This is a genomic window from Priestia sp. ST2 (assembly GCF_055810735.1).
The window spans coordinates 835,969-857,028 of record NZ_JBVVNT010000001.1 but is presented as its reverse complement, the minus strand read 5'-3'; the positions used below and the strand labels follow the sequence as shown (position 1 = coordinate 857,028).

Below are 21,060 nucleotides of genomic sequence, written 5' to 3'. Positions count from 1 at the left end.
CAGGACCTCCTTAAGATGATGGAGCATCGTCGCTTTTAACGTCTTTTTTCAATTGAGCTTTAAACTTTTTATCTTTTAATTCATCTCTTTTTTCACGTTTATCTTTTAGACTTTCGTGAGCACTGTCACTTTCATATGTTTTACGTCTTTTTACTCTCCCTAACCCTTCCGGTACAAGGTTGAATTGAGCATCATTCATAAGACCCGAGATGCCGATGGAAGAATCTTTAGCATCCGATGCTGGATAAACAGCTCGAAAATAATCATCTGCACGCCCAGGCACATAGCTTTCTGGCTCCGGATACGTCGTAATCACTCCTTCAAAGTTTCGCAGAACAACTTTACTTGCGCTTTGACTAATAATATAGTTTGGCTGAACTGCAATCTTTCCTCCTCCTCCTGGCGCATCAATAACAAACGTTGGAACAGCATAGCCAGACGTATGACCTCGCAGCCCTTCCATAATTTCAAGCCCTTTGGAAACAGGTGCGCGGAAATGCCCAATTCCTTCTGACAAATCACATTGATAAATATAGTAAGGACGAACGCGTATTTTCACTAAATCGTGCATAAGCTTTTTCATGATAGCTACGCTGTCATTAATCCCAGCTAAAATAACCGCTTGATTGCCAACTGGAACGCCTGCATCGACAAGCATTTCACATGCTTTTTTTGTCTCTTCCGTAATTTCAATGGATGTATTAAAGTGAGTATTTAACCATACTGGATGATATTTCCTTAAAATGGTACATAAATTTTCTGTTATTCGCTGTGGAAACACAACGGGTGCTCTTGTGCCAATCCGAATAATTTCCACATGGGGAATAGCTCGTAAATTCTTCAAAATATATTCTAAAATGTTGTCATTAATCAGCAAGCCATCACCGCCTGAAATGAGTACATCTCGTACTTCAGGTGTTTTGGCGATATAAGCAATCGCAGCATCTAACTGCTTTTTTGGAACGCCCATTCCGATTTGTCCTGAAAACCTTCTTCGAGTACAGTACCTGCAGTACATGGAACATTGATTGGTGACTAAGAACAAAACGCGATCAGGATAGCGATGAGTCAACCCTGGCACTGGAGAATCTTCGTCTTCATCTAGGGGATCTTCTAGATCATATTTTGTTTTATGAAGTTCTTTGCCAACCGGAACAGACTGCATACGGACGGGGCAGCGAGGATCATCTGGATTCATTAAAGATGCATAGTAAGGCGTAATATTGAGCGGAATGGTTTTGGTTGAAATGCGTACTCCTTCTTCTTCTTCAGGAGTTAAGTTAATAACCTTTTTTAAATCATCTAACGTTCGAATTGTGTTTGTTAATTGCCAAATCCAGTCATTCCATTTTTCTTCAGGAACATCTTTCCATAACTCAATATCTTTCCAGTGTCGGGACGGCTTATATAAATCATATAACATACAATCGCTCCTTTATGAAGATTTACTATTGTTATATGTTACAGCCCATAAATTGGTTAATTATTTCTCACCCTTTACTTTTTGACAGATCCTTCACCCATACGTTCATATCTTCTAACGATTTATAAATGTAACAATTATTCGTTAACCTTCCCGTATAGGTATAGCCAAGCTGCTGAAAGGCGGCGTTCATCCCGAATGAAAGCGCTCTCGCTATTGTGTATGCACAAAAAATATGCCGCTGTTTTAGCTCCGCCTCTAGTGCGTTTAATAAATGCTTCATGAATCCATACTTTCGGTAAGCAGGGAGAGTCGCACAATCCGTTAGTTCAGCATTGTGATAGACATAGTCAATTTCAGCAGAAGCAGCGCTAACAATATCGTTCTTGTCAACTATGATATAAAACAAGCTATCTTCTTGAAGCAAATTAGAGAGATACTCTTCTTCGTAGAGGGGAGTAGGATACACTGTGAAGATTTGACGGTAGAGCTGAGAAAGTTGTTTAGCGTCAGATGAAATGGCTTGGCGCATGATCAGTTGATTCGATAAAGAAGAATAATCAGATGTCGGCAAATTCAACACATCTTGAAGCAGCTCTGTTTCTTTTAACGTCTCCCCGCTGTCTCGGCGGGATTGAGACGTATAGTAGCATAAAAGATACGCGTCGCTTCCGTTAAAATAGTAGGGAACAGTTGCTTCTAAAGAAAATCCCAAGCTTATCCAGTCCAACAGATGTTCAGCACGTGCTTTTATAATCCACTTTTCGTACGTTTTCTTATCAATTTCTTTATATATATAGCTGTAAATATCGTTCACATTTCCCCGGTAATCATCTATTCTCAGACGCTTGTTATATTCATCTAAAAAAAGAGTCATAGCAAAGGTTGGCTGACAAATATTTTCTTGTTTCCCCATTTGTTTGTATCCTCTCCCTTTTTAGCTTAGTCTGCAATACTGCACCAGTCTGCTACAGTGAGAGCAATAATTTCCGCTGCGTCAAGCATCGTTTGAATACAAATATACTCATTCGGAAAGTGGGCCACTTCTGTTACTCCCGGTCCAAAAACAACTGTTGGAATATCCCCTACTTGTGACAGTATCCCTCCGTCCGTTCCCCAAGGAGATGCTTCAATGATCGGCTGATTCTGTTTCACTTGATAAAAAGAGGACGAAAGAGAAGTCATAAGCGGATGCTCCAATTCAATTTCACCGGGAAGCCAGTGGGCCCCAAACCATTCCAAGTCGACAGGGTGCTCAGCAAACCACTCATCACGCTGAGCCAAAAGTTCAAGCCAGGATTTCATTTCTGCTCTGACATTTTTCATTTTTTCATGCGGAGCAACTCCTATCCTGCCTTCTAATATTACTTGATCAGCGACTGAAGAAGGCCACGTTCCGCCTTGTATATTTCCGATATTAATCGGCACGGGAATGGGAATTTTATTATAGAGCGGATCGGTAATTCGGCTGTTTCTCTCTTTTTCAAGACCCTCAATATGTTTAAGCACCACAGCTGCTTTTTCAATCGCACTCACGCCTTCATACCGAGTCCCTCCATGTGCTGCTACTCCATGCACAGTGACTCGAAACCACATGGAGCCTTGCTGTTTAGGGAAGATCTTCATGTTGGTTGGTTCTGGAATGATGGCACCATCTGCTTTATACCCTCTAAGTACACAGGAAAGTGTTCCTGCCCCTCCGCTTTCCTCTTCTACTACGCTTTGAAAAATAACATCTCCTTTTAGTGAAATATCTAGCTCTTTCAACGCTTGAATAGCTAAGAGTAACGACACATTTCCTCCTTTCATATCCGTTGCTCCGCGTCCATATAAGTTTCCATCTTTTACAACAGCCGTATAAGGGTCTTCCGTCCACTGTGAAAGATCTCCGGGTGGCACTACATCAATGTGCCCATTCAAAATAATGGATTTCCCTCCGCCTTTCCCTTTTAACACGCCTACCACATTCGGACTGTCTCGAAAAGTAGAACGGTTGGAGGCAAAAGCTTCATGGCTGCGAAGTATTTTTTCGTCCGGTTCCCATATATCAATATCTAACTGCAGCTGTCGAAGGCGTTCAATAACAATTGCCTGCGCATGCTTTTCAGAACCTTGTACGCTTGCTTCTTCTACGAAACGCTTGAGTAAACGCACTGCACTTTGACGATGCTCTGTCATCCAGTTATGAATAGATTGCTGTATGTTCATGTAAGGGTCCTCCTTATGGTATCGTAATCAATTGATCACTCAGGCGAACTGTCGCTTCTGTTGAACTCAAAATATCCTCTACAGTATAAGGAGACATTAACTCTGTTAGAAGAAGCGCATCTTTTTCTACTTTAAAAACCGCCCGATCTGTAATAACTAATCCCACGCAGCCCGAAGCAGTCAGAGGTAAAGAGCACGTCTTAACCAGCTTCGGTTCTCCTGTCTTGCTCGTATGATTCATTAGCACAATGACTTTTTTCGCTTTTTGAGCTAATTCCATCGCTCCTCCCATCCCAGGAACTCGCTTACCTGGCACAATCCAATTAGCTAAATCCCCTTTTTCACTCACTTCCAACGCACCAAGAATGGTCATATCGACGTATCCTTTTCGAATCATCGCGAAGGCTGTAGCACTGTCACAGTATGAAGCCCCTTGAACGGTAGTTGTTGGATAGCCTGCTGCATTACAAACATTCTCATCTTCTTCACCTAAAGGAGGGGAAGATCCTAACCCTAAAATTCCATTTTCAGCATGAAACATCACATGAACAGCGCTTGGCACATAATTAGGAATAAGAGAAGGAATGCCAATCCCTAAATTAACAATCATGCCGTTTTGAATTTCAGCCGCAGCACGTTTTGCAATACGATGACGAATATCTATTCCCAAACCCATTTCCAATTCACTCCTTTCGAAGGGACAATATAATCCACAAATACACCTGACGTCATCACGTTCTCTGGGTCAATGTCCCCAAGAGGAACAATTTCATCCACTTCAGCGATAGTTATACGACCTGCCATTGCCATTAACGGATTAGTGTTTCGAGCGCTTTTATCATAAAGCAAGTTGCCGAATGGATCTGCTTTTTTTGCATACACAAAAGCAACGTCGGCTGTGAGCGGCTTTTCCACTAAAAATGTCTTGCCGTCTACTTCCACTTTTTCTTTTCCAAATTGAATAATGTCATTTTCTATTCCTACATCAATCAGTACTCCTCCGAGTCCAACTCCTCCCGCTCGAATCCGTTCAGCAAGCGTTCCTTGAGGAGAAAACTCAACTTCCAGCTTTTCTTCTGTCATCAGCGTTCCAGCCACTGGGTTCGACCCAATATGAGAAGCAATCAGCTTTTGAATTCTTCCTTGGCTTACCAATTTTCCCGCACCAATATGAGGAAAGCCTGAATCATTACATATCAATGTAAAATTTGATTTTCCGCTTTCAATCAGACCATCAATGAGAGAAGGCGGGCTGCCTACTCCTCCAAATCCTCCTATCATCAACGTAGCCGCATGATCCACGTATTCAATCGCTTGTTCCACAGTTGTGATCTTTTGAAATGAGTTTTCGATCTTTGTCACTCATTTCACCTCATTTCTCTGTTTTTCATTTTGCACTTCATGCAATGTTTTCGAAAGCAGATCGACCGCTTCATCAAGCTGACGATGAGTAATCGTAAATGGTGGCGCAATAATAATACCGTCTCCTTCTACTCCGTCTGTTCCTGCTTGTGAAGGATAAAGGAGAAGACCATTTTTTTGGGCTTTACTTATTACGCGTGCCGTCATATTTTCCGAAGATGAAAAAGGCTCCTTCGTCTTTGGATTTTGCACAAGCTCAAGACCAACTAGTAAGCCTTTGCCACGTATATCACCAATGATAGGGTAAAGAAGTTGAAGCTTCTTCAATTCCCCTACTAAATAGTCTCCTTTCAGCGCTGCTTCTTGAACAAGATCATGCTTTTCAATATAGGTTAAAACAGCTATCCCTACAGCGGATGACAGCGGATTAGCGCTTAGCGTATGTCCGCTCATAATTAATTTGGATCCGTTCATGATAGGTTCAATCGTTTTGCTGCTAGCTAACGTAACGGCTATTGGTGTATATCCTGCTCCCACTCCTTTTCCAAGCGTCATGATGTCTGGTTTAACTCCCCAGTGCTCATACGCAAACATCACGCCTGTACGCCCAACTCCAGTCATGACTTCATCCGCAATCCATAACACATCATATTTATCGCAAATTTCTCTTATCACTTCATAATAACCGGGAGGAGGTGTAAGCGCTGCTCCGGCTGCTCCTACAATGGGCTCTGTAATAAAAGCAGCAATATGTTCAGGGCCGGTTCGTTTGATAACTGTTTCCAATTCGCGTGCACAAGCAAGATTACAAGATGGATAGGTTTGATGAAATGGACACCGATAGCAATAAGGAGGCGAAACCGAAGGATAATCTTCAAGCAAAGACGAGAAGCGTTTTCGTCTTCCAACGTGCCCTGACATAGACAGAGCTCCTATTGTAATACCGTGATAGCTCATCCAGCGTGACAAAACCTTTGTTTTGGTTGGCTTTCCTTGCTCTTGAAAATGCTGAATTGCCGTTTTCATAGCCGTTTCAGTCGCTTCTGTCCCGCTGTTAACAAAAAAGCTCCACTGGAAATGATTGCTGCTTAATTCACATAGTTTCTTAGCTAAGGCTTCTGTTGGATCACTTGTAAACTGCGACCGATATACAAACGCAACTTTCTGTGCCTGATCGGTCATCGCATCAATAATTTCTTTTACGCCGTGTCCAATACTTGCTGTAACTGCCCCCGACGAAGCATCTATGTACCTTTTTCCATCTTTGTCGTACAAATAAATTCCTTTTCCATATGAAATAACTGGGTAGTCGTCGTCGAGCAGCGGCTTTATTACATGAGTTTTATTCATTTCCGCACTCTCCTTTCAAACATACACTCTTATTAAACTGTATGCTGAAACGAAGAGTTTCTTGCCAATAAAAAAAGCCCTAGCATATAGCTAGAGCTTTTACGCTTATTAAGCTGATTGCGTTACAGATTTATCGATACGCTTTGCTTCTGACTCAGCCACAATAACGGCACACGCAGCGTCTCCCGTAATATTTACAGATGTACGAAGCATGTCAAGCAAGCGATCAATTCCAATAATCAATCCGATACCTGCTACAGGCAGACCAACCGAACTCAATACCATTGCTAGCATAATGAGACCAACTCCAGGCACACCTGCTGTACCAATACTAGCAAGCACCGCTGTCAATACAACCGTCACAAGAGCACCCAGCGACAGGTCAACGCCGTATACTTGTGCAATAAAAATAGTCGCTACACCTTGCATAATTGCCGTTCCATCCATGTTAATGGTAGCACCTAACGGCTGAACAAAACTGCTGATGGACTCCGGGACACGAAGATTTTTTTGAGCCACATTCATTGAAATCGGAAGCGTTGCATTACTGCTTGATGTACTGAATCCAACTGTCATCGCAGGAGCAAAACCTTTAAAGAATTCAATTGGGTTACGTCTGGCCATAAGAGCGACTGATCCCCCATATGTTACGATTGAATGGATAAACAGTGCGAGCACGACTACAATCATGTACAGCCCCATCGCTTTAATTGCCTGCCAGCCTTGACTTCCGACCGCTGTTGCAAGAAGCCCAAATGTTCCGTAAGGAGCAAACTTCATCACTAGATTCACAAGGTACATCATCAATTCATTGCCTTGCTCAAGTAAATTGTAAAGCCCTTTTGTTTTACTTCCAAGCATCGTTATACCAAAACCGATAAAGATAGAGAAAACGATAAGTTGAAGCATATTCCCTTCAGCCATCGCTTGAATTGGATTGACTGGAATCATATTTAAGAATGTTTCTCCAACCGGCGGTGCTTTTTCGGCTTCAAAAGAAGCGTTTTTTGTATCAAAAGATCCAAATGTTCCTGGTTTAATAACAAATGCTAATAATAAACCAATTACAATAGCAACGGTTGTTGTCACTAGGAAGTACGAAACTGTTTTAGCCCCGATTCTTCCTAGTTTTTTAGGATCTCCTAAACCTGCTACACCTAACGTGATAGAGAAAAACACAATTGGTACAACAAGCATTTTAATTAAGCTTAAGAAAATTTGGCCAAGCGGTGTAAACAAGTACTTGTCCAGCGGAGCAAAAGCACTTGGAGCAAAAGCGTTAATTAACACTCCTACAACAGCACCAGCAATTAGCGCGATAATGATCTTTGTCGATAGCTTCATAGATTTACCTCCCGTAAATAAATTATATTAGAATGATTCTAACTACTATACTTATTTTACCATGCATTGAGAACGATAACACTCAAAATATACAATATATTAAAAATTTTCAGATTAATAGTTTAGGAATATTTTTAGCTATACAAAAAACCATGAGAATATCATGGTGTCATAGACCTGTTATTCCCTCACTGAATGCTTACGGAGTTAGCTGTCGGATTCGGGTACGTGAGTTACCCTACTTGATTCATTCAAGATTCACCCCAAGTACATTACGCACAAATATGGGCCCCCCGTTCTCTTATAAAACAAAAGAGATTAAGCAAATAATTTTCTTTAATATTTTTGCATGATAATAATTGTTACTTTAATTAAAATTCATTTTATATGTTTCTGTCAAGTTTTTATTCAAAAATAATGCATGATTTTATCATAAAAAGTTGATAATTGTTATATTTTAAAATTTTTACATCATATTTCAATAAACCACAAATACTTATTTAACAAGACTTACAATCTAATGGATAAAAAATTAATTCAAAAAATAGTTTGTAAAGTGAACTTTATTCTCATTAACTCCCATTCATAAATTTGCATAATTATTCTAATATCCGTGTACTTTATTGCTTTCATAAATATTTTACTCATCAAAAAATAACTCTTTTCAACTGTTGATTTTATCCTTGTATTGCTTGATATACCCTCCCTAAAATTCCACTGAATTTATTGATGCAAAGAAATGGACATTATCAATTCGCCTTATTGTATTTAATTCTGTTCACGATAGAAGGATGGATTCCGTCATACTTTTTAAAAAAGAGCGGGTAATTATCATATAAAACTATCGGAGTTGGAGCGGTACAAGTTCTTTACTTTTTACTTAGTCGCTCTCGTTATTTAACACATAAAAAAAAGAGGCCGTGACGGCCTCTTTTTTTATACAGTAACAGGTTCAGAACTTGCTTTGCGATTCTTTAATTTTTCAACAATGTCACGCGCTACCCACACACCGCACGCACTTGCCTGCGCGAGCCCTCGCGTAATACCAGCTCCGTCTCCTCCCACGTATAAACCAGAAATTTCAGTTTCAAACTTATCGTTTAACTTCGGACGGGCAGAGTAAAATTTCGCTTCCACACCGTAAAATAGCGTATGTTCAGATGCTAACCCAGGCGTTACATGATCCAGTGCCTCTGTCATTTCAATTAAGCTTTTCATCGTATTATAAGGAAGCACTAAGCCCAAGTCACCAGGTACAGCTTCTTTTAACGTTGGTTCTAAAAAGCCTTCTTTAATTCGAGTCGCTGTTGAACGACGGCCCTTTAAAATATCTCCATACTTTTGAACAACTAAGCCCCCGTTTGACAGCATATTAGCTAATCTTGATACTTCGTGCGCATATTCGTTCGGCTGATCAAATGGATCCGAAAATTTATGAGAAACAAGCAGCGCAAAGTTCGTATTTTGACTTCCAAGCTTCGGATCTTTGTATGCGTGTCCATTTGCTAACATAATACCTGAATGATTCTCTACTACCACATGTCCTGAAGGATTGCTGCAGAACGTTCTGACTCTTGTACCTACAGACGTATTGTAAATGAATTTCCCTTCGTACAAGTGCTTGTTGATTTCTTCCATAACAACGTTGGATGTTTCGACTCGAACGCCGATGTCCACTTGATTGTTAATCATTTTCAAACGACGTTTTTTTAGTAAGTCGCTCATCCACTTCGAGCCGTCTCGACCTGGTGAAACAACCACTTTATCAGCCGTAATTCTTTCACCATTCTTCAATTCGATACCGCGCACGATATGCTGACCGTCTTCTTTTTCTGTTATTAAATCGGCTACTTCCGTTTTATACTGCATATCAATTTTTTCTTTTAAGTATTCATAAATGCTTTTTAAAATTTCCAAATTTTGCTCTGTTCCTAAATGACGCACCTGGGCACGCAATAGCTTTAATCCTGCTGCGTATCCGCGTTTTTCAATTTCACGAACTTTATCAGTTAACGGATCCGTAATCGTATCGGTTGCTCCGTGTTTTAAATTAATTTCATCCACATATTTAATTAAATCTACCACCTGTGATTCAGATAGATAATCCGTCATCCAACCTCCAAATTCACTGGTGATATTAAATTTCCCGTCTGAATATGCGCCGGCTCCACCAAAACCATTTGTAATAGAACAAGCGGGCAAACAGCCAGCAAACTCTTTTTTGCCAACCGCAGGCGGACATTTTTCAATTTTTTTCTGAAGAATCGGACAATTACGTCGATAGATATCGTGTCCTTTATCGATTAATAAAATAGTTGCTTCCGGTAATTTTAACGTTAACTCATAGCAAGTAAAAATCCCAGCGGGTCCTGCCCCTACCACAATAACATCATAATTTGAGTTCATTGTACATTCTCCCATCATCTTTTTTCTTTGGGTAAAAGATAAAAGTTATTGACCGAATTTTCTTTTTTTATTATCATTCGGTTATTTTCTAGCCATTTGATAATATATCAAAAAAAAATCCTTTAGTCAACAATATACACGAACATTAAAATAAAATATTTAAAAAACATTCGCTTTTATTCCGAACAAATAAAAACCAGTGAACGAATAGCAAGCGCTATGAAATGTTCACTGGTTCTTTAATGTACGGAAGAGCAATTTCTACTTTTGTTCCTACTCCTACTTTACTCGCAAATGAAATATGCCCTTGATGCTGTTCGATTATTCGGTAGCTAATCATTAACCCTAGCCCCGTTCCTGTTTGTTTAGTGGAATAAAATGGTTCACCTAGCCGAGCTAAAGATTGCTCATCAATTCCACAGCCTTCATCCTCGATAATGACCATGCCGTATTCATTTCTTTTCTCAACGGTGACTTTAACTGTACCTTTGCTCATTGACTCAAGCGCATTTTGAATTAAATTAATAAAAACTTGTTTAAGCGCATTTTCTTCACAAAAGATTGTAATCTCATCACTAATCTCATTAATAATACGACAGTTTTTATAATTGGCGTGTGTATCTAATAGTAATGTCACATGACGTATGATTTGATTGAGACTTTTGGGGTGGTATGAATTTTCAATTTTAGGCTTGGCCAGCGTTAAAAATTCTTGAATAATGGATTCGACGCGATTCAATTCTTCAAGCATAATATCATTGTATTCTTCGTTGTACTGTTTCGATGCTTTTAATAGCTGAATAAACCCTTTAATCGCCGTCATTGGATTACGAATTTCATGTGCTACTCCTGCCGCTAACTTGCTCACCATTGTAAGCTTTTCAGATTTGCTTGCCATTTCATCATATTTTTTTCGATCCGTTACGTCGCGAATAATATACTGAATGGCATCCTGTCCTTCAAACTTAATTTTGGTTGCCGAAGATTCAATAATGACAACTCCTTTTTTAGTCAATAGTTTCACATCAACACGCGGCCTCACGGACATTCCATTCATCAGCTGAACCATTCGTTCTTTTACGATTTCTAAATGTTCGGGGTGAATAAAATGAAGCCAAGGACGCCCGATATACTCTTCTTTTTTCTCGCCGCCAAGAAGTTTAACACCAGCAGGATTCAAATATTGAATTCTGCCTTCTCTTGTTACAATAAATGCATCTTGACTTTGCTGGACAAACTGCTTATATTGCTTCATTTTTCGAATGACTTCCTCTTGTTTTTCAATACTTGAGGAAAACTCTTTCCACTGAACAACTAAGAGCGGAATATCCCCTTCCGTGCGCTGAATATGGATGTGCATCGGAAACTGCTGATCTACTTTTTTCTTAAGTAAAACAACTTCTTCCTCTTGCTTTCTTAACGGTTCCACTTCATGCTTTTCAATAAAAAAGCGATTTGGCTCTTCAAATACATTACAGGAAAGAAGTCGTTCTTCCGTCGTTTTAAAAAGGTGGCAGCACGCTTCATTTAAAATTTGAATATCTCCATCCATATTCATTACGAGCATTGGTGTAAATGACATTGAAAATAGCTGTTGAAATACTTTTTCCTTTTCCATATATTCACCTTCGCTTATTGAGTTACTAGCTATAGTATAATATGGTAAATGTTGATTTGGCAAAATTTTTTTATTATTTAAACAATTTATATGCAAGTTTGTCCTTTTCTATCTGTTATAAAAAGCTCGCACATGCGAGCAAATGAGGCCTAATCAGCAAAAACAGGTGCAGCCAATGATGATTAATAAAATAAATAGCACAACAATTAATGCAAATGACTGACCCGTTCCGCAATGATGATAACCGCCAATTGGATAGCTAATTGGATAGTGGCAAGTATCATATAGGTGGTGATAGCCTCCGTGATGGCATGGGTCGTAACAATCGTAGTTATACATAGCAATCTCTCCTCTTGTTTTTTTTATTCATTTCGTACACTGTACTTTATATGCATTAGTTGATTGTCCTGTATGTGCATTCGCCCATTTTTTACTTTCTCTTACGCCATATTCGCCTTTTGGGCTGCAGCGTATACGAAAACAACAAAAGTAAAATACTTCCCATTACCAGTAACGTAGTAAACTCTTTCATAAATCCAATAATGCCCCCTATATACGGGAGATGGTATGCGTAGCTTCCAATCACTTTAAAAGAAGCAGGCAAAGAATCTCTTTGAGCTGTAACCAGTACATCAAGCTCTTGATTATGGGCCAGTACAAGTTCATTCTTTGAAGAAGATGATTCGTCTCTAAAGACAACTATATCTCCGCGATGCAGATGGTGATAATCCGTTTCTTGAACGGTCACGGTGAAACCAAATAGACTTGGAAATGTACTAACAAATAAAAATGTAAAGCAGATAGCATAAAGAACAAGTACATATCGAAACGCAGAAAACATACATTTATTGATCATAGGTAATCAGCTCAATTCGCTCGGTTACTTTATTTAGCGCGGGGGTAATGTGAATAAATGAAGTAGAGCGCTCTGTAAATTGAATTAAAAGTAGCAGCAGTAAAAAACTTAACATAATTAACCGTAGCATCCGAGCATAAAAATCGCGCATGCTCTCACTCCTTTTTTCTATACTAATTTCGGTCGTACAATAAGCCTTCAGTCAATAATTTGATTCAGTATATGCACATAGAGGGCATTTGGCTCATTGTTTCTTCTTGGAGGTCTCGGGAGTGATCAGTGATCGGCATAAATTATGAGTTTTAGCATATGTTTGGTTACGTATGGAAATGTTTTTATACTCCGACAATAAGGGAGCTGAACATATGGCTAATTATTCCTTTGATCAATATATTAAAAAAGCAATGAAATACGATTTTCTAGCTAACTACTATAAGTATAGTGATCCATCTAAGCATATTCATTATTATCAAAAGCATTTGTACTATATCCAGCAGGCCATCTTAACTTCTTCTGAAAATACGAATCTGCGCGTAAATCCGCCGCAAATTCGTATACTTCACGCTTCTCCAGATTCTCCATCTGTAGATATTTATATTAACAACAAACGAGTGATTCGCAACTTAACTTATAAACAAGAAACAGATTATATTGAATTACAAGAACCTGGAAGATATACAATTTCTATTTATCCCGCTGGAGAAACGGGAAGACCTGTTTTAACGGAATCATTTACATTTGAAGGAAACCAAAATTACACGGTAGCGGCGGTAGATGAGCTAAACAAGCTTGATTTATTGTTTATCTATGACAATACGGATGTACCAAGTGGAGAAACAAAGCTTCGGTTTGTGCACCTTTCTCCGGATGCTCCTGTTGTGGATATTGCGGCTAGAGGCGGAGACGTCATTTTTTCTGGAGTGCAGTTTAAAGAAGTCACAAAATATTTGCCTTTATCCCCCATGCATGTTCAACTTAGTGTGCGCATAGCAGGAACCAAAAATGTAGTACTCGAAATCCCGGCACTGAACCTTCGCCCGAATCGAACATATACAGTATATGCCGTCGGATTTGCTAAGAACCGTCCTGTATTAGAAGCGCTGATTTCCCAAGATCGTTAACAAAAAAACCTTCCAAATTGGAAGGTTTTTTATTCACTGCGCGAAATTAAACGTACGCGAATATCATCATTTTTCAAATCAAACTTTTGTACTTTTACAGCAAAATCACTCTCTAACTTCATCTGCTGTAACGCTACGTATACTGATTCATTCTTTGGATCAATCGTTACCCATTCTGGTAGCGCAAAGTTATTATTTACGTATCGAAGCACTGTGCGGACAGGAAGCTGCAGCTTTCCAACAGAAAGTGACTGCTGTTCAAGCACAATATCTCCATTTTTTTGTACGATTGGATCAAATGTCATTCGAATATTAATGTCATCGCCGAATACTTGAATCGTACCGTCTACTCTTACTACATCGGTGAGAGTAATTTTGTAGTTAAGCGGCTGATTCTTAAATTCTTTCTTTAAATATTTATCAATCAGTACATTTAAGTCCGCTTTTTTAGCCAAAATAGTTAGTTCTGCGTCTCCTTCTACTTTTTCAGAGGGAGTTGGATTGGCCTTGTCAACCGGTTGAAAAATAAACGCAATAATAAGGATAGCCCCTAGAACATTAATCCCTAATAACGCGATAAATAGGGTTTTCCACTTCTTCATATAACAATCTCCTTACTCGTTCCCACTCTCTTTCGTGTTTTTCTCTTTTTCATCAGATGTAACTTCTTTTGCTGTTTCCTTTTTCTGGTCTCCAACGAGAGGATCTTCTTCCTCCATTGATTTACTAATGCGTTCAGCCATTAGTTTGTACCCTTTTTTATTAGGGTGAAACTCGTCTTTCCCTAATAAATTTACGTCAGAATCATAAAAAATATCATCAATTTTTACATAACTTACATTATCATATTGAGAAGCAATTTTCTCGCTTGCCGCATTCCATTCATTAATAACGACATTAATTTCTTTCACATCACTTAACGATTTAAAGAATGGATTATAAAAACCAATTAAATAAATATGAGCATTAGGATTAAGCTTACGTATACGTGAAAACACGTCATTTAGACGTTTTTCATATTTTGACTGCTGTGATTCAAACGTCTTAATTGAGATATTGTAAAAGTAATCTCTTACCACTTTCATCACGTCATTGCCGCCAATCGTCAAGAAAACGATGTCTGCTCTTGATACTTCAGCTGCTACTCCCGGCTGATTTAACCTCGCTAATAGCTGATCCGTCCGGTTTCCTCTTTTGCCTAGATTCTCTGTTCGTACATTTTGCACTTCATTTTGTTTAGAAAGGTATTTAGTTAAGTATGGTACATAACCGCCTTTTTTAGACTCATCTCCTACTCCTTCTGTTAATGAGTCACCAATGGCTACAATATCTAAATCTACAGGAAAAAAGCCTTTCGGAATATGCTTTTTAGGTGTTAAATCCACTTCTTTCTGAACGGCTTCTTCTTTATTGTCCGTTGGCAAAAAAGTCGTCGTCGAACAGCTCGCTAACACCACCGCACTCATACTGCTTATCACTATACTTTTCCATTTTCTCATCATAACACCTACTAACTATGCTGTATTCTCGCTGTCACAAGCAATACTGCTTACCGCTCTGAATAACTATATCTTTATATCTTATCATACTATGTCAAGTTGATATTTTACTACGTTTCTTATATATAGTATATGTAAAAAAAAGGATAAGCATGTTTCTTTCATAAAAATATCCGCTAACACATCACTATAAAGATAGCTGTGTTTGGCGGATAGATTTGACGGATTTATAGCTCTTACTGAAGGGTTTTGATATCTTTTATCATATCTTCATAAGGAGGATCAGTCACTCCCTGATAAGATTTTTGAACGACTCCATCTTTGTCAATTAGAAAAAAATCCGTACCGTGAATAACCTGCGGATTTTCTTGCGGCTTTTTCACAATCGTTTTAAATTGGTCCAGCGCAAACTTTTCAATTTCCGCTTGTTTATAACCCGTTAAGAAATCCCAATTCGAAAAATCAGCGCCAAATTTAGTCGCATAGTCCTTCATTTTCGGTGGAGTGTCCACTTCAGGGTCTACGCTAAATGAAACAAAGCGAACGTCCAGCCCTTCATCCTTGGCCATTTTTTGTAATTTAGCCATATGAGCCGTCATTGGGGGACATACGGTTTCGCAGCTTGTGAAGATAAAGTTAGCTACCCAAACGTTCCCTTTCAGCTGACTTAGCCCTACTTTCTTTTGATCTTGGTTAACATAAGAAAAAGAGTCCATCTTCCAATTGAGAGGATTTTCTATTTTGGAACCACAGGCTGTTAACATCATACAACTAATGAGCAGTAAAAAAGACAATTTATAAGACCAGCTTTTCATATGTTCCTCCTGCACGGTTAAAGTTTAGTCATAGCTAGGGAAAATCAAGGTAAACGTTGAACCTTTTCCTGGTATGCTTTCCACTTCAATTCTTCCATTCATTTGTTCGACCAGTTGATAAGACACCATCAGACCAATCCCTGTTCCTTTTTCTTTTAAAGAATAAAATGCTGTTCCCAGCCGGTTCACTTGTTCACTGGTCATGCCTATACCAGTATCTTCAATTTGAATATGTACTTGCCCTTCTCGCTTGTAAAGCCCTACTCGAAGCGTTCCTCCAGCTCTCATGGCTTCAATTCCATTTTTCATAATATTAAGCAGAACTTGATTCAATTCGTTTCGGCTGCCGCGAACATACATCTCTTCTTTTGCGTCTAATTCTATGAGTATATTATTTGTTAACAAAGCATAAGAAGATAATAAGTCTACTAAGCTTGTAATACACTCCAAGCAGTTAATAAAACGATGCTGATGAACATCCGGCTTGGCTAAAGATAAATAGTCATGAATAATCGCTTCCGCTCTGTCCATTTCGTTAATCATAAGATGAATGTAACTTAATTCAGTGTTTGAAAGCTTTGTGTTATCTTGAAAAAGCTGTAAAAACCCTTTTACCACCGTCATAGGATTTCGAATTTCATGGGCTACAGAAGCAGCTAATTGACCAATTGCATTCATTTTCTCTGCTCGCTGCAATTCCTTTTGCATCCTCGTTTTTTCCATAATAACTTCTAATTCATCAATCGCTTTAGCAATTCCATCTTTTGAATGACTGAAATTCGTTTCTACGTTCAGCTGTTCTTTTGTTGCTGACACTTGTTGAAAAAGCTGCTGAAGCCGCTCTGCCATTTCATTAAATCTTGTGTGTACATTCCCTAACTCAGAATCATTTTCATGTGTCAGTTTCACATCAAACTTCCCTTGACTTACTGCTTGAATTCCTTCTACTAATTCTCCTAGGGGCGACATTAATCGCCTTAGTCCCCAGTCTTGAATAACAATAATGAAGGTAAACAAAATCGTAAATGCAACGATCAAAGCCACAATTAAACGTTTTTGATAGATATAGATAGCGCTTGCATCTATATCTACACCAAGAATAGCCACGACTTTTCCGGAGCTGTTTGTAATAGGCGATAAAACGGTTATCCACGTCCCGAATTCGTCTTTGTATGTAGATGTTACGATATTCTTCTTTTCTTGTTCTGCTTGCTTAAATGATTTGTAAAATTCTTCTCCTCCATAATAAATCATGGATGGCTCTAGTGATTGCTTAATTTTCTTATTCGCTGTTACGATAATCTTATTTCCATGCGACTTGAATTTTTCGGTCGTCATAATATATCCCTGCAAGTACGACGGATGCAATTGGTAAATCTTTCTGAACTGCTTTTCTAGCTCGTCTTTTTCAGGAATCGTCCCATTCCTTGAATCCACTGCTGCTATTACGTCTTGTTTAGATAAAGACTCCCTCCATAAATCGGCCATAATTAACGCGTGCTGCGTTAGTGTCTCTTTTGCCATCTTTTTTTGAACTTGATAGCTAATGGCTAAAGAAATGACTCCAAGGGCAACTATAATTAAAGTAGAAAATAAAACCGTTTTGTTAAACACACTCAAATTTCGAATATATTTTTTCATCGGTATACTCCGGATTCAAAAGAATAGTAACCAGCACAGCATTCGCTGGTAGAAAGTTGATTCTATTATATCACACGTTTGTCCACTTCTCTTTCCTCTTTTTCCAAAAAAGAGAAAGCCAAAAAAGTGACTTGCAAAAAGCAACCCACTTTATTCAGCAAAATACATAAAACCAATTGCACCAATACCTGTATGCGTTGAAATAATAGGCGTCGTATCTTCAATCGAAAATTGCGTATAGCCCCTTGCCTTCACAATTGATTCTTTTAACTTAGAGGCGAGTCCAAATCCATCTGCATGTACAAGCCCTACTCCTTTAATACTTTTTCCTTCTGTATGCTCTTCGAACTGTTTCGTTAAAAACTTAACAATTTGAGAATGGCTGCGCACTTTAGCAACAGGAGTATATACTCCGTCAGCTAGAGAAGCAATTGGCTTAATATTTAAAAGAGAACCGATCAATCCTTTTCCTCGTCCAATACGTCCACCTTTAACCAAATTTTCAAGCGTATCAACTACGACAAAAAGATTCGTATTTTGACGCACCTCTTCCAAGCGCGTGATAATTTCTTCTACTGTGTGCCCATCTTCAATCATTTTCACCGCTTCAAAGACTTGAAACGAAAGAGCTTTTGTAATGTACATAGAATCAACAACGGTGATGTTTCCTTCTACCATTTGAGCCGCGCTTTCAGCTGCTCGAACAGTTCCGCTCATTCCCCCAGTCATATGAATCGAAATGACGTCATACCCTTCACTAACTAATCGTTCATATACTTCAACAAAAGAACCAATAGCTGGCTGAGAGCTTTTTGGTAATTCTTTTGAATTTTTCATTTTTTCAATAAAATCTGTCGGCGTTAATTCCACGCGATCTAAATACGTTTCATTATCAATGTTAATACATAAAGGTATCATCTCAATACCGTATTTTTCAGCTTCTTCCAACGTTAAATCAATTGTTGAATCCGTTACCACTTTAATTTTCGCCATGTGTTCACCCCTATAAGATGCATTGCAGACTAGTATAACATGAACACTTACAACAATATAGTTATAATAGAATGCAAGTTTTGCTAATTCGTAAAACGCATGTTCAACCTTTTATATCAACAAAAAAAAGTTGACTCTGCTGAAATATTCAGAAAAGTCAACTTTTACGTTTATGCATTATGTTTTAATACATGAGACTTAAAGAGCTGTTCGTAATCTTTCCATTTCAACACGCGTTTTAAATATTCTTGAAACGAGTAGGTTTGCTTCGGAACTGATTCGTTCGTGATTTGTCTAATAAATAAATCAAGTTTTGCAGATAACATGAACCGAAACGTGCTATTTTCCTCTAAAACTGGAATTTCAGTAATTTTTACTTTTTGACCACTGACATGTTTAAATTCAAGGCTTTTTAATAGCAAGGCGATCAACCCTCTTTTTACCCGTTTATTTTATTATAATGCTTCAGGCACTTTCTGTCTTGATAAAATAAAAAGAAAACACAAATATTTTTTAAAATAAAAATGCTTCATCAACTTATTCGACAGTTGATGAAGCATTCCTTTTTAAAATGAGCTTCTATTTAAATAAATAAGTGAAACAAGTTGCTTTCTTTATTAATTTCTGTGTAAGGGAATCCTTTTTTATCCATACGATTAATCAGTGGATAATAATCTTCTTTATGCTTGAGCTCAATTCCCACAAGTGCTGGTCCGCTGTCTTTGTTATTCTTTTTCGTATACTCAAAGCGCGAAATATCGTCTGTCGGTCCAAGCACTTCGTCTAGAAACTCACGAAGAGCTCCTGCGCGTTGAGGAAAATTAACGATAAAATAATGCTGTAATCCTTCATAAATCATTGAACGTTCTTTGATTTCTTGCATACGTCCAATGTCATTGTTTCCTCCGCTGATGACGCAAACAACCGTTTTTCCTTTAATTTGCTCACGGTATGAGTCAAGAGCAGCAATCGAAAGAGCTCCTGCTGGTTCTGCTACAATCGCATTTTCATTGTATAGAGATAAAATGGTTGTACAAACCTTGCCTTCAGGAACAACTACAATATCGTCCACAAGCTCTTTACTGATGTCGTATGGAAGCGTTCCAACTGTTTTAACAGCTGCTCCGTCTACAAATGGATCGATTGCCGGTAGCGTCACTACATTTCCATTTGCTAAAGATGTCTGCATGCCAGGCGCGCCTGCTGGTTCTACCCCAATCACAGCTGTTTGAGGCGAGATGCTTTTTACGTATGTGCCGACACCGGAAATTAATCCGCCCCCGCCGATACCCGCAAATACGTAGTCAATTTCATCTTCACAGTCATTGAACATTTCAACGGCTACTGTACCCTGTCCTGCAATAACGTCTACATCATTAAATGGGTGGATAAATGTTCGATGTTCCTCTTCACTGCATGCAATAGCTTGTTCATAAGAATCATCAAACGTATCTCCGATTAGTACGACCTTTACGTTATCTTTGCCTAAAAATTTCACTTGATTAATTTTTTGGCGCGGCGTTGTGCTCGGCATAAAGATTTTACCATCGATATTTAAATGACGGCACGCATATGCTACACCTTGTGCGTGGTTTCCTGCACTTGCACAGGCAATTCCATTTTCTAATTCTTCTGGGGATAACTTTTTGATTCGATTGTACGCACCGCGAATTTTAAATGAGCGCACCACCTGTAAATCCTCACGTTTTAAATAGATATTACATTCATATCGTTCAGACAAAACGTCATTACGCTGTAGTGGTGTATGCACAACAACATCTTTAATCAATTGATTTGCAATCATGATGTCCTCTAAATGTACGTGTTTTGTTCGATTATCTACTTGTTGTTTCATAACCAACTTCCTTCCTCTTCTACCATTATTAATTTGTACATTATATCACAAAAAATTTAGAAAAATCATTATTTTTCATTAATAATAACTAAAAAAACTTTTCCAACTATTTTACTGTCCACATACTTTACATATGTTTAGCAAACGCTAAATAGACTTACAAAATTGCCCATACTTTCTACATGCAGCTGATGCGATAACAGGTATAAATTAAGAAAGGTTGTGGAATAAATGGAGTTTTCGCTTCAAAGTCATGAAAGTGCCGTTCCGTGCGAAATAGTTGCAGATGAAGAAAACGGTAGATACATGCTTCGCAAAGCAGATACGAGCGGAGAAGTTTTTAATACACCAAGCGAGCTGATTCAATGGATTGAAGCTAACTGGAGCCCTGAACAGTTTGTGAGCCCAGCGGCTTTTCACGAAATGATAAAGCAATTAAAATCAATATAAAAAGAGATTGAAACATAACGAAATCAATCTAAAGACGAATAAATGGAGTATAGAAGCTAGCTAATAGGAGGTGCTTGTTACACCGCATTTGATTTCCATGCGAGACTTCGCTTTCCGCG

General features: G+C 38.5%; 21 protein-coding genes and 1 riboswitch. Of the genes, 2 read left to right on the top strand and 19 right to left on the bottom strand.

The window, feature by feature from the left end:
• Nucleotides 1-10: 10 nt before the first annotated feature.
• From kamA to AC0KUU_RS04265, 12 genes are all read right to left on the bottom strand, one after another.
• Entirely contained in the window at nucleotides 11-1,423 is a 1,413-nt protein-coding gene (kamA, locus tag AC0KUU_RS04320) for a lysine 2,3-aminomutase (RefSeq protein WP_028410902.1), read from the bottom strand.
• A 67-nt stretch (nucleotides 1,424-1,490) separates the two neighbouring features.
• On the bottom strand, nucleotides 1,491-2,339 hold the full coding sequence (ablB, locus tag AC0KUU_RS04315; protein WP_162214880.1) for a putative beta-lysine N-acetyltransferase: 849 nt from the start codon (nucleotides 2,337-2,339) through the stop codon (nucleotides 1,491-1,493).
• A gap of 26 nt (nucleotides 2,340-2,365) precedes the next feature.
• Complete coding sequence (locus AC0KUU_RS04310; protein ID WP_097824463.1) at nucleotides 2,366-3,631, bottom strand: peptidase; 1,266 nt, start codon at nucleotides 3,629-3,631, stop codon at nucleotides 2,366-2,368.
• 13 nt (nucleotides 3,632-3,644) lie between these two features.
• A complete protein-coding gene (locus AC0KUU_RS04305; RefSeq protein WP_043976615.1) occupies nucleotides 3,645-4,307 on the bottom strand; it encodes a 3-oxoacid CoA-transferase subunit B in 663 nt (220 codons plus the stop codon).
• Entirely contained in the window at nucleotides 4,292-4,993 is a 702-nt protein-coding gene (locus AC0KUU_RS04300; protein WP_322552379.1) for a CoA transferase subunit A, read from the bottom strand. The genes AC0KUU_RS04305 and AC0KUU_RS04300 overlap by 16 nt, the downstream gene beginning before the upstream one ends.
• Nucleotides 4,994-6,343: an aspartate aminotransferase family protein gene (locus tag AC0KUU_RS04295; protein ID WP_162214881.1), complete on the bottom strand. Its 1,350-nt coding sequence runs from the start codon at nucleotides 6,341-6,343 to the stop codon at nucleotides 4,994-4,996.
• 108 nt (nucleotides 6,344-6,451) lie between these two features.
• Complete coding sequence (locus AC0KUU_RS04290; RefSeq protein ID WP_043976612.1) at nucleotides 6,452-7,687, bottom strand: dicarboxylate/amino acid:cation symporter; 1,236 nt, start codon at nucleotides 7,685-7,687, stop codon at nucleotides 6,452-6,454.
• A gap of 180 nt (nucleotides 7,688-7,867) precedes the next feature.
• Nucleotides 7,868-8,022, bottom strand: a riboswitch (cyclic di-AMP (ydaO/yuaA leader).
• A 601-nt stretch (nucleotides 8,023-8,623) separates the two neighbouring features.
• A complete protein-coding gene (locus tag AC0KUU_RS04285) occupies nucleotides 8,624-10,093 on the bottom strand; it encodes an NAD(P)/FAD-dependent oxidoreductase (RefSeq protein WP_013084690.1) in 1,470 nt (489 codons plus the stop codon).
• A 217-nt stretch (nucleotides 10,094-10,310) separates the two neighbouring features.
• The gene (locus AC0KUU_RS04280) at nucleotides 10,311-11,711 is read right to left on the bottom strand and encodes an ATP-binding protein (RefSeq protein ID WP_013058734.1); all 1,401 of its coding nucleotides are present in this window, start codon (nucleotides 11,709-11,711) and stop codon (nucleotides 10,311-10,313) included.
• A gap of 153 nt (nucleotides 11,712-11,864) precedes the next feature.
• Nucleotides 11,865-12,050, bottom strand: coding sequence for a YjcZ family sporulation protein (locus AC0KUU_RS04275; protein ID WP_075419415.1), 186 nt, complete (start codon nucleotides 12,048-12,050; stop codon nucleotides 11,865-11,867).
• 91 nt (nucleotides 12,051-12,141) lie between these two features.
• Complete coding sequence (locus AC0KUU_RS04270; RefSeq protein ID WP_230183214.1) at nucleotides 12,142-12,567, bottom strand: hypothetical protein; 426 nt, start codon at nucleotides 12,565-12,567, stop codon at nucleotides 12,142-12,144.
• Nucleotides 12,557-12,718, bottom strand: coding sequence for a hypothetical protein (locus AC0KUU_RS04265; RefSeq protein ID WP_164796341.1), 162 nt, complete (start codon nucleotides 12,716-12,718; stop codon nucleotides 12,557-12,559). The genes AC0KUU_RS04270 and AC0KUU_RS04265 overlap by 11 nt, the downstream gene beginning before the upstream one ends.
• Before the next feature lie 214 nt (nucleotides 12,719-12,932).
• On the opposite strand from AC0KUU_RS04265, the gene AC0KUU_RS04260 reads away from it, so the two are divergent.
• Nucleotides 12,933-13,688: a DUF4397 domain-containing protein gene (locus AC0KUU_RS04260; RefSeq protein ID WP_322552380.1), complete on the top strand. Its 756-nt coding sequence runs from the start codon at nucleotides 12,933-12,935 to the stop codon at nucleotides 13,686-13,688.
• Between the two features lie 29 nt (nucleotides 13,689-13,717).
• On the opposite strand, the gene AC0KUU_RS04255 is transcribed toward AC0KUU_RS04260, so the two are convergent.
• The 7 genes from AC0KUU_RS04255 to ilvA form a co-directional block, all read right to left on the bottom strand.
• Nucleotides 13,718-14,290: a YpmS family protein gene (locus tag AC0KUU_RS04255; RefSeq protein ID WP_013058738.1), complete on the bottom strand. Its 573-nt coding sequence runs from the start codon at nucleotides 14,288-14,290 to the stop codon at nucleotides 13,718-13,720.
• A gap of 12 nt (nucleotides 14,291-14,302) precedes the next feature.
• Nucleotides 14,303-15,190 carry an SGNH/GDSL hydrolase family protein gene (locus AC0KUU_RS04250; protein WP_241771332.1) on the bottom strand — a complete coding sequence of 296 codons (888 nt, stop codon included), beginning with the start codon at nucleotides 15,188-15,190 and terminating at the stop codon, nucleotides 14,303-14,305.
• Between the two features lie 233 nt (nucleotides 15,191-15,423).
• Entirely contained in the window at nucleotides 15,424-16,002 is a 579-nt protein-coding gene (locus tag AC0KUU_RS04245) for an SCO family protein (RefSeq protein WP_043976610.1), read from the bottom strand.
• A gap of 24 nt (nucleotides 16,003-16,026) precedes the next feature.
• A complete protein-coding gene (locus AC0KUU_RS04240) occupies nucleotides 16,027-17,643 on the bottom strand; it encodes an ATP-binding protein (RefSeq protein WP_097824467.1) in 1,617 nt (538 codons plus the stop codon).
• 150 nt (nucleotides 17,644-17,793) lie between these two features.
• Entirely contained in the window at nucleotides 17,794-18,636 is an 843-nt protein-coding gene (locus AC0KUU_RS04235; protein ID WP_013058742.1) for a DegV family protein, read from the bottom strand.
• Nucleotides 18,637-18,806: 170 nt separating this feature from the next.
• Nucleotides 18,807-19,058 carry a YpmP family protein gene (locus AC0KUU_RS04230; protein ID WP_013058743.1) on the bottom strand — a complete coding sequence of 84 codons (252 nt, stop codon included), beginning with the start codon at nucleotides 19,056-19,058 and terminating at the stop codon, nucleotides 18,807-18,809.
• 161 nt (nucleotides 19,059-19,219) lie between these two features.
• Nucleotides 19,220-20,491 (bottom strand): threonine ammonia-lyase IlvA, encoded by a 1,272-nt coding sequence (ilvA, locus tag AC0KUU_RS04225; RefSeq protein WP_013084697.1) that lies wholly within the window; start codon nucleotides 20,489-20,491, stop codon nucleotides 19,220-19,222.
• 231 nt (nucleotides 20,492-20,722) lie between these two features.
• On the opposite strand from ilvA, the gene AC0KUU_RS04220 reads away from it, so the two are divergent.
• Nucleotides 20,723-20,941 (top strand): hypothetical protein, encoded by a 219-nt coding sequence (locus AC0KUU_RS04220; RefSeq protein ID WP_043976608.1) that lies wholly within the window; start codon nucleotides 20,723-20,725, stop codon nucleotides 20,939-20,941.
• The last annotated feature ends 119 nt before the right edge of the window (nucleotides 20,942-21,060 follow it).

Excerpts from the sequence above, each read along its gene's own strand:
- ilvA (WP_013084697.1), bottom strand. The coding sequence starts at position 20,491 with ATGAAACAACAAGTAGATAATCGAACAAAACACGTACATTTAGAGGAC.
- ablB (WP_162214880.1), bottom strand. The coding sequence starts at position 2,339 with ATGGGGAAACAAGAAAATATTTGTCAGCCAACCTTTGCTATGACTCTT.
- AC0KUU_RS04310 (WP_097824463.1), bottom strand. The coding sequence starts at position 3,631 with ATGAACATACAGCAATCTATTCATAACTGGATGACAGAGCATCGTCAA.
- AC0KUU_RS04255 (WP_013058738.1), bottom strand. The coding sequence starts at position 14,290 with ATGAAGAAGTGGAAAACCCTATTTATCGCGTTATTAGGGATTAATGTT.
- AC0KUU_RS04290 (WP_043976612.1), bottom strand. The coding sequence starts at position 7,687 with ATGAAGCTATCGACAAAGATCATTATCGCGCTAATTGCTGGTGCTGTT.
- AC0KUU_RS04240 (WP_097824467.1), bottom strand. The coding sequence starts at position 17,643 with ATGAAAAAATATATTCGAAATTTGAGTGTGTTTAACAAAACGGTTTTA.
- AC0KUU_RS04280 (WP_013058734.1), bottom strand. The coding sequence starts at position 11,711 with ATGGAAAAGGAAAAAGTATTTCAACAGCTATTTTCAATGTCATTTACA.
- AC0KUU_RS04265 (WP_164796341.1), bottom strand. The coding sequence starts at position 12,718 with ATGCGCGATTTTTATGCTCGGATGCTACGGTTAATTATGTTAAGTTTT.
- AC0KUU_RS04305 (WP_043976615.1), bottom strand. The coding sequence starts at position 4,307 with ATGGGTTTGGGAATAGATATTCGTCATCGTATTGCAAAACGTGCTGCG.
- AC0KUU_RS04260 (WP_322552380.1), top strand. The coding sequence starts at position 12,933 with ATGGCTAATTATTCCTTTGATCAATATATTAAAAAAGCAATGAAATAC.
- kamA (WP_028410902.1), bottom strand. The coding sequence starts at position 1,423 with ATGTTATATGATTTATATAAGCCGTCCCGACACTGGAAAGATATTGAG.
- AC0KUU_RS04250 (WP_241771332.1), bottom strand. The coding sequence starts at position 15,190 with ATGATGAGAAAATGGAAAAGTATAGTGATAAGCAGTATGAGTGCGGTG.
- AC0KUU_RS04245 (WP_043976610.1), bottom strand. The coding sequence starts at position 16,002 with ATGAAAAGCTGGTCTTATAAATTGTCTTTTTTACTGCTCATTAGTTGT.
- AC0KUU_RS04295 (WP_162214881.1), bottom strand. The coding sequence starts at position 6,343 with ATGAATAAAACTCATGTAATAAAGCCGCTGCTCGACGACGACTACCCA.
- AC0KUU_RS04270 (WP_230183214.1), bottom strand. The coding sequence starts at position 12,567 with ATGATCAATAAATGTATGTTTTCTGCGTTTCGATATGTACTTGTTCTT.
- AC0KUU_RS04220 (WP_043976608.1), top strand. The coding sequence starts at position 20,723 with ATGGAGTTTTCGCTTCAAAGTCATGAAAGTGCCGTTCCGTGCGAAATA.
- AC0KUU_RS04275 (WP_075419415.1), bottom strand. The coding sequence starts at position 12,050 with ATGTATAACTACGATTGTTACGACCCATGCCATCACGGAGGCTATCAC.
- AC0KUU_RS04285 (WP_013084690.1), bottom strand. The coding sequence starts at position 10,093 with ATGAACTCAAATTATGATGTTATTGTGGTAGGGGCAGGACCCGCTGGG.
- AC0KUU_RS04235 (WP_013058742.1), bottom strand. The coding sequence starts at position 18,636 with ATGGCGAAAATTAAAGTGGTAACGGATTCAACAATTGATTTAACGTTG.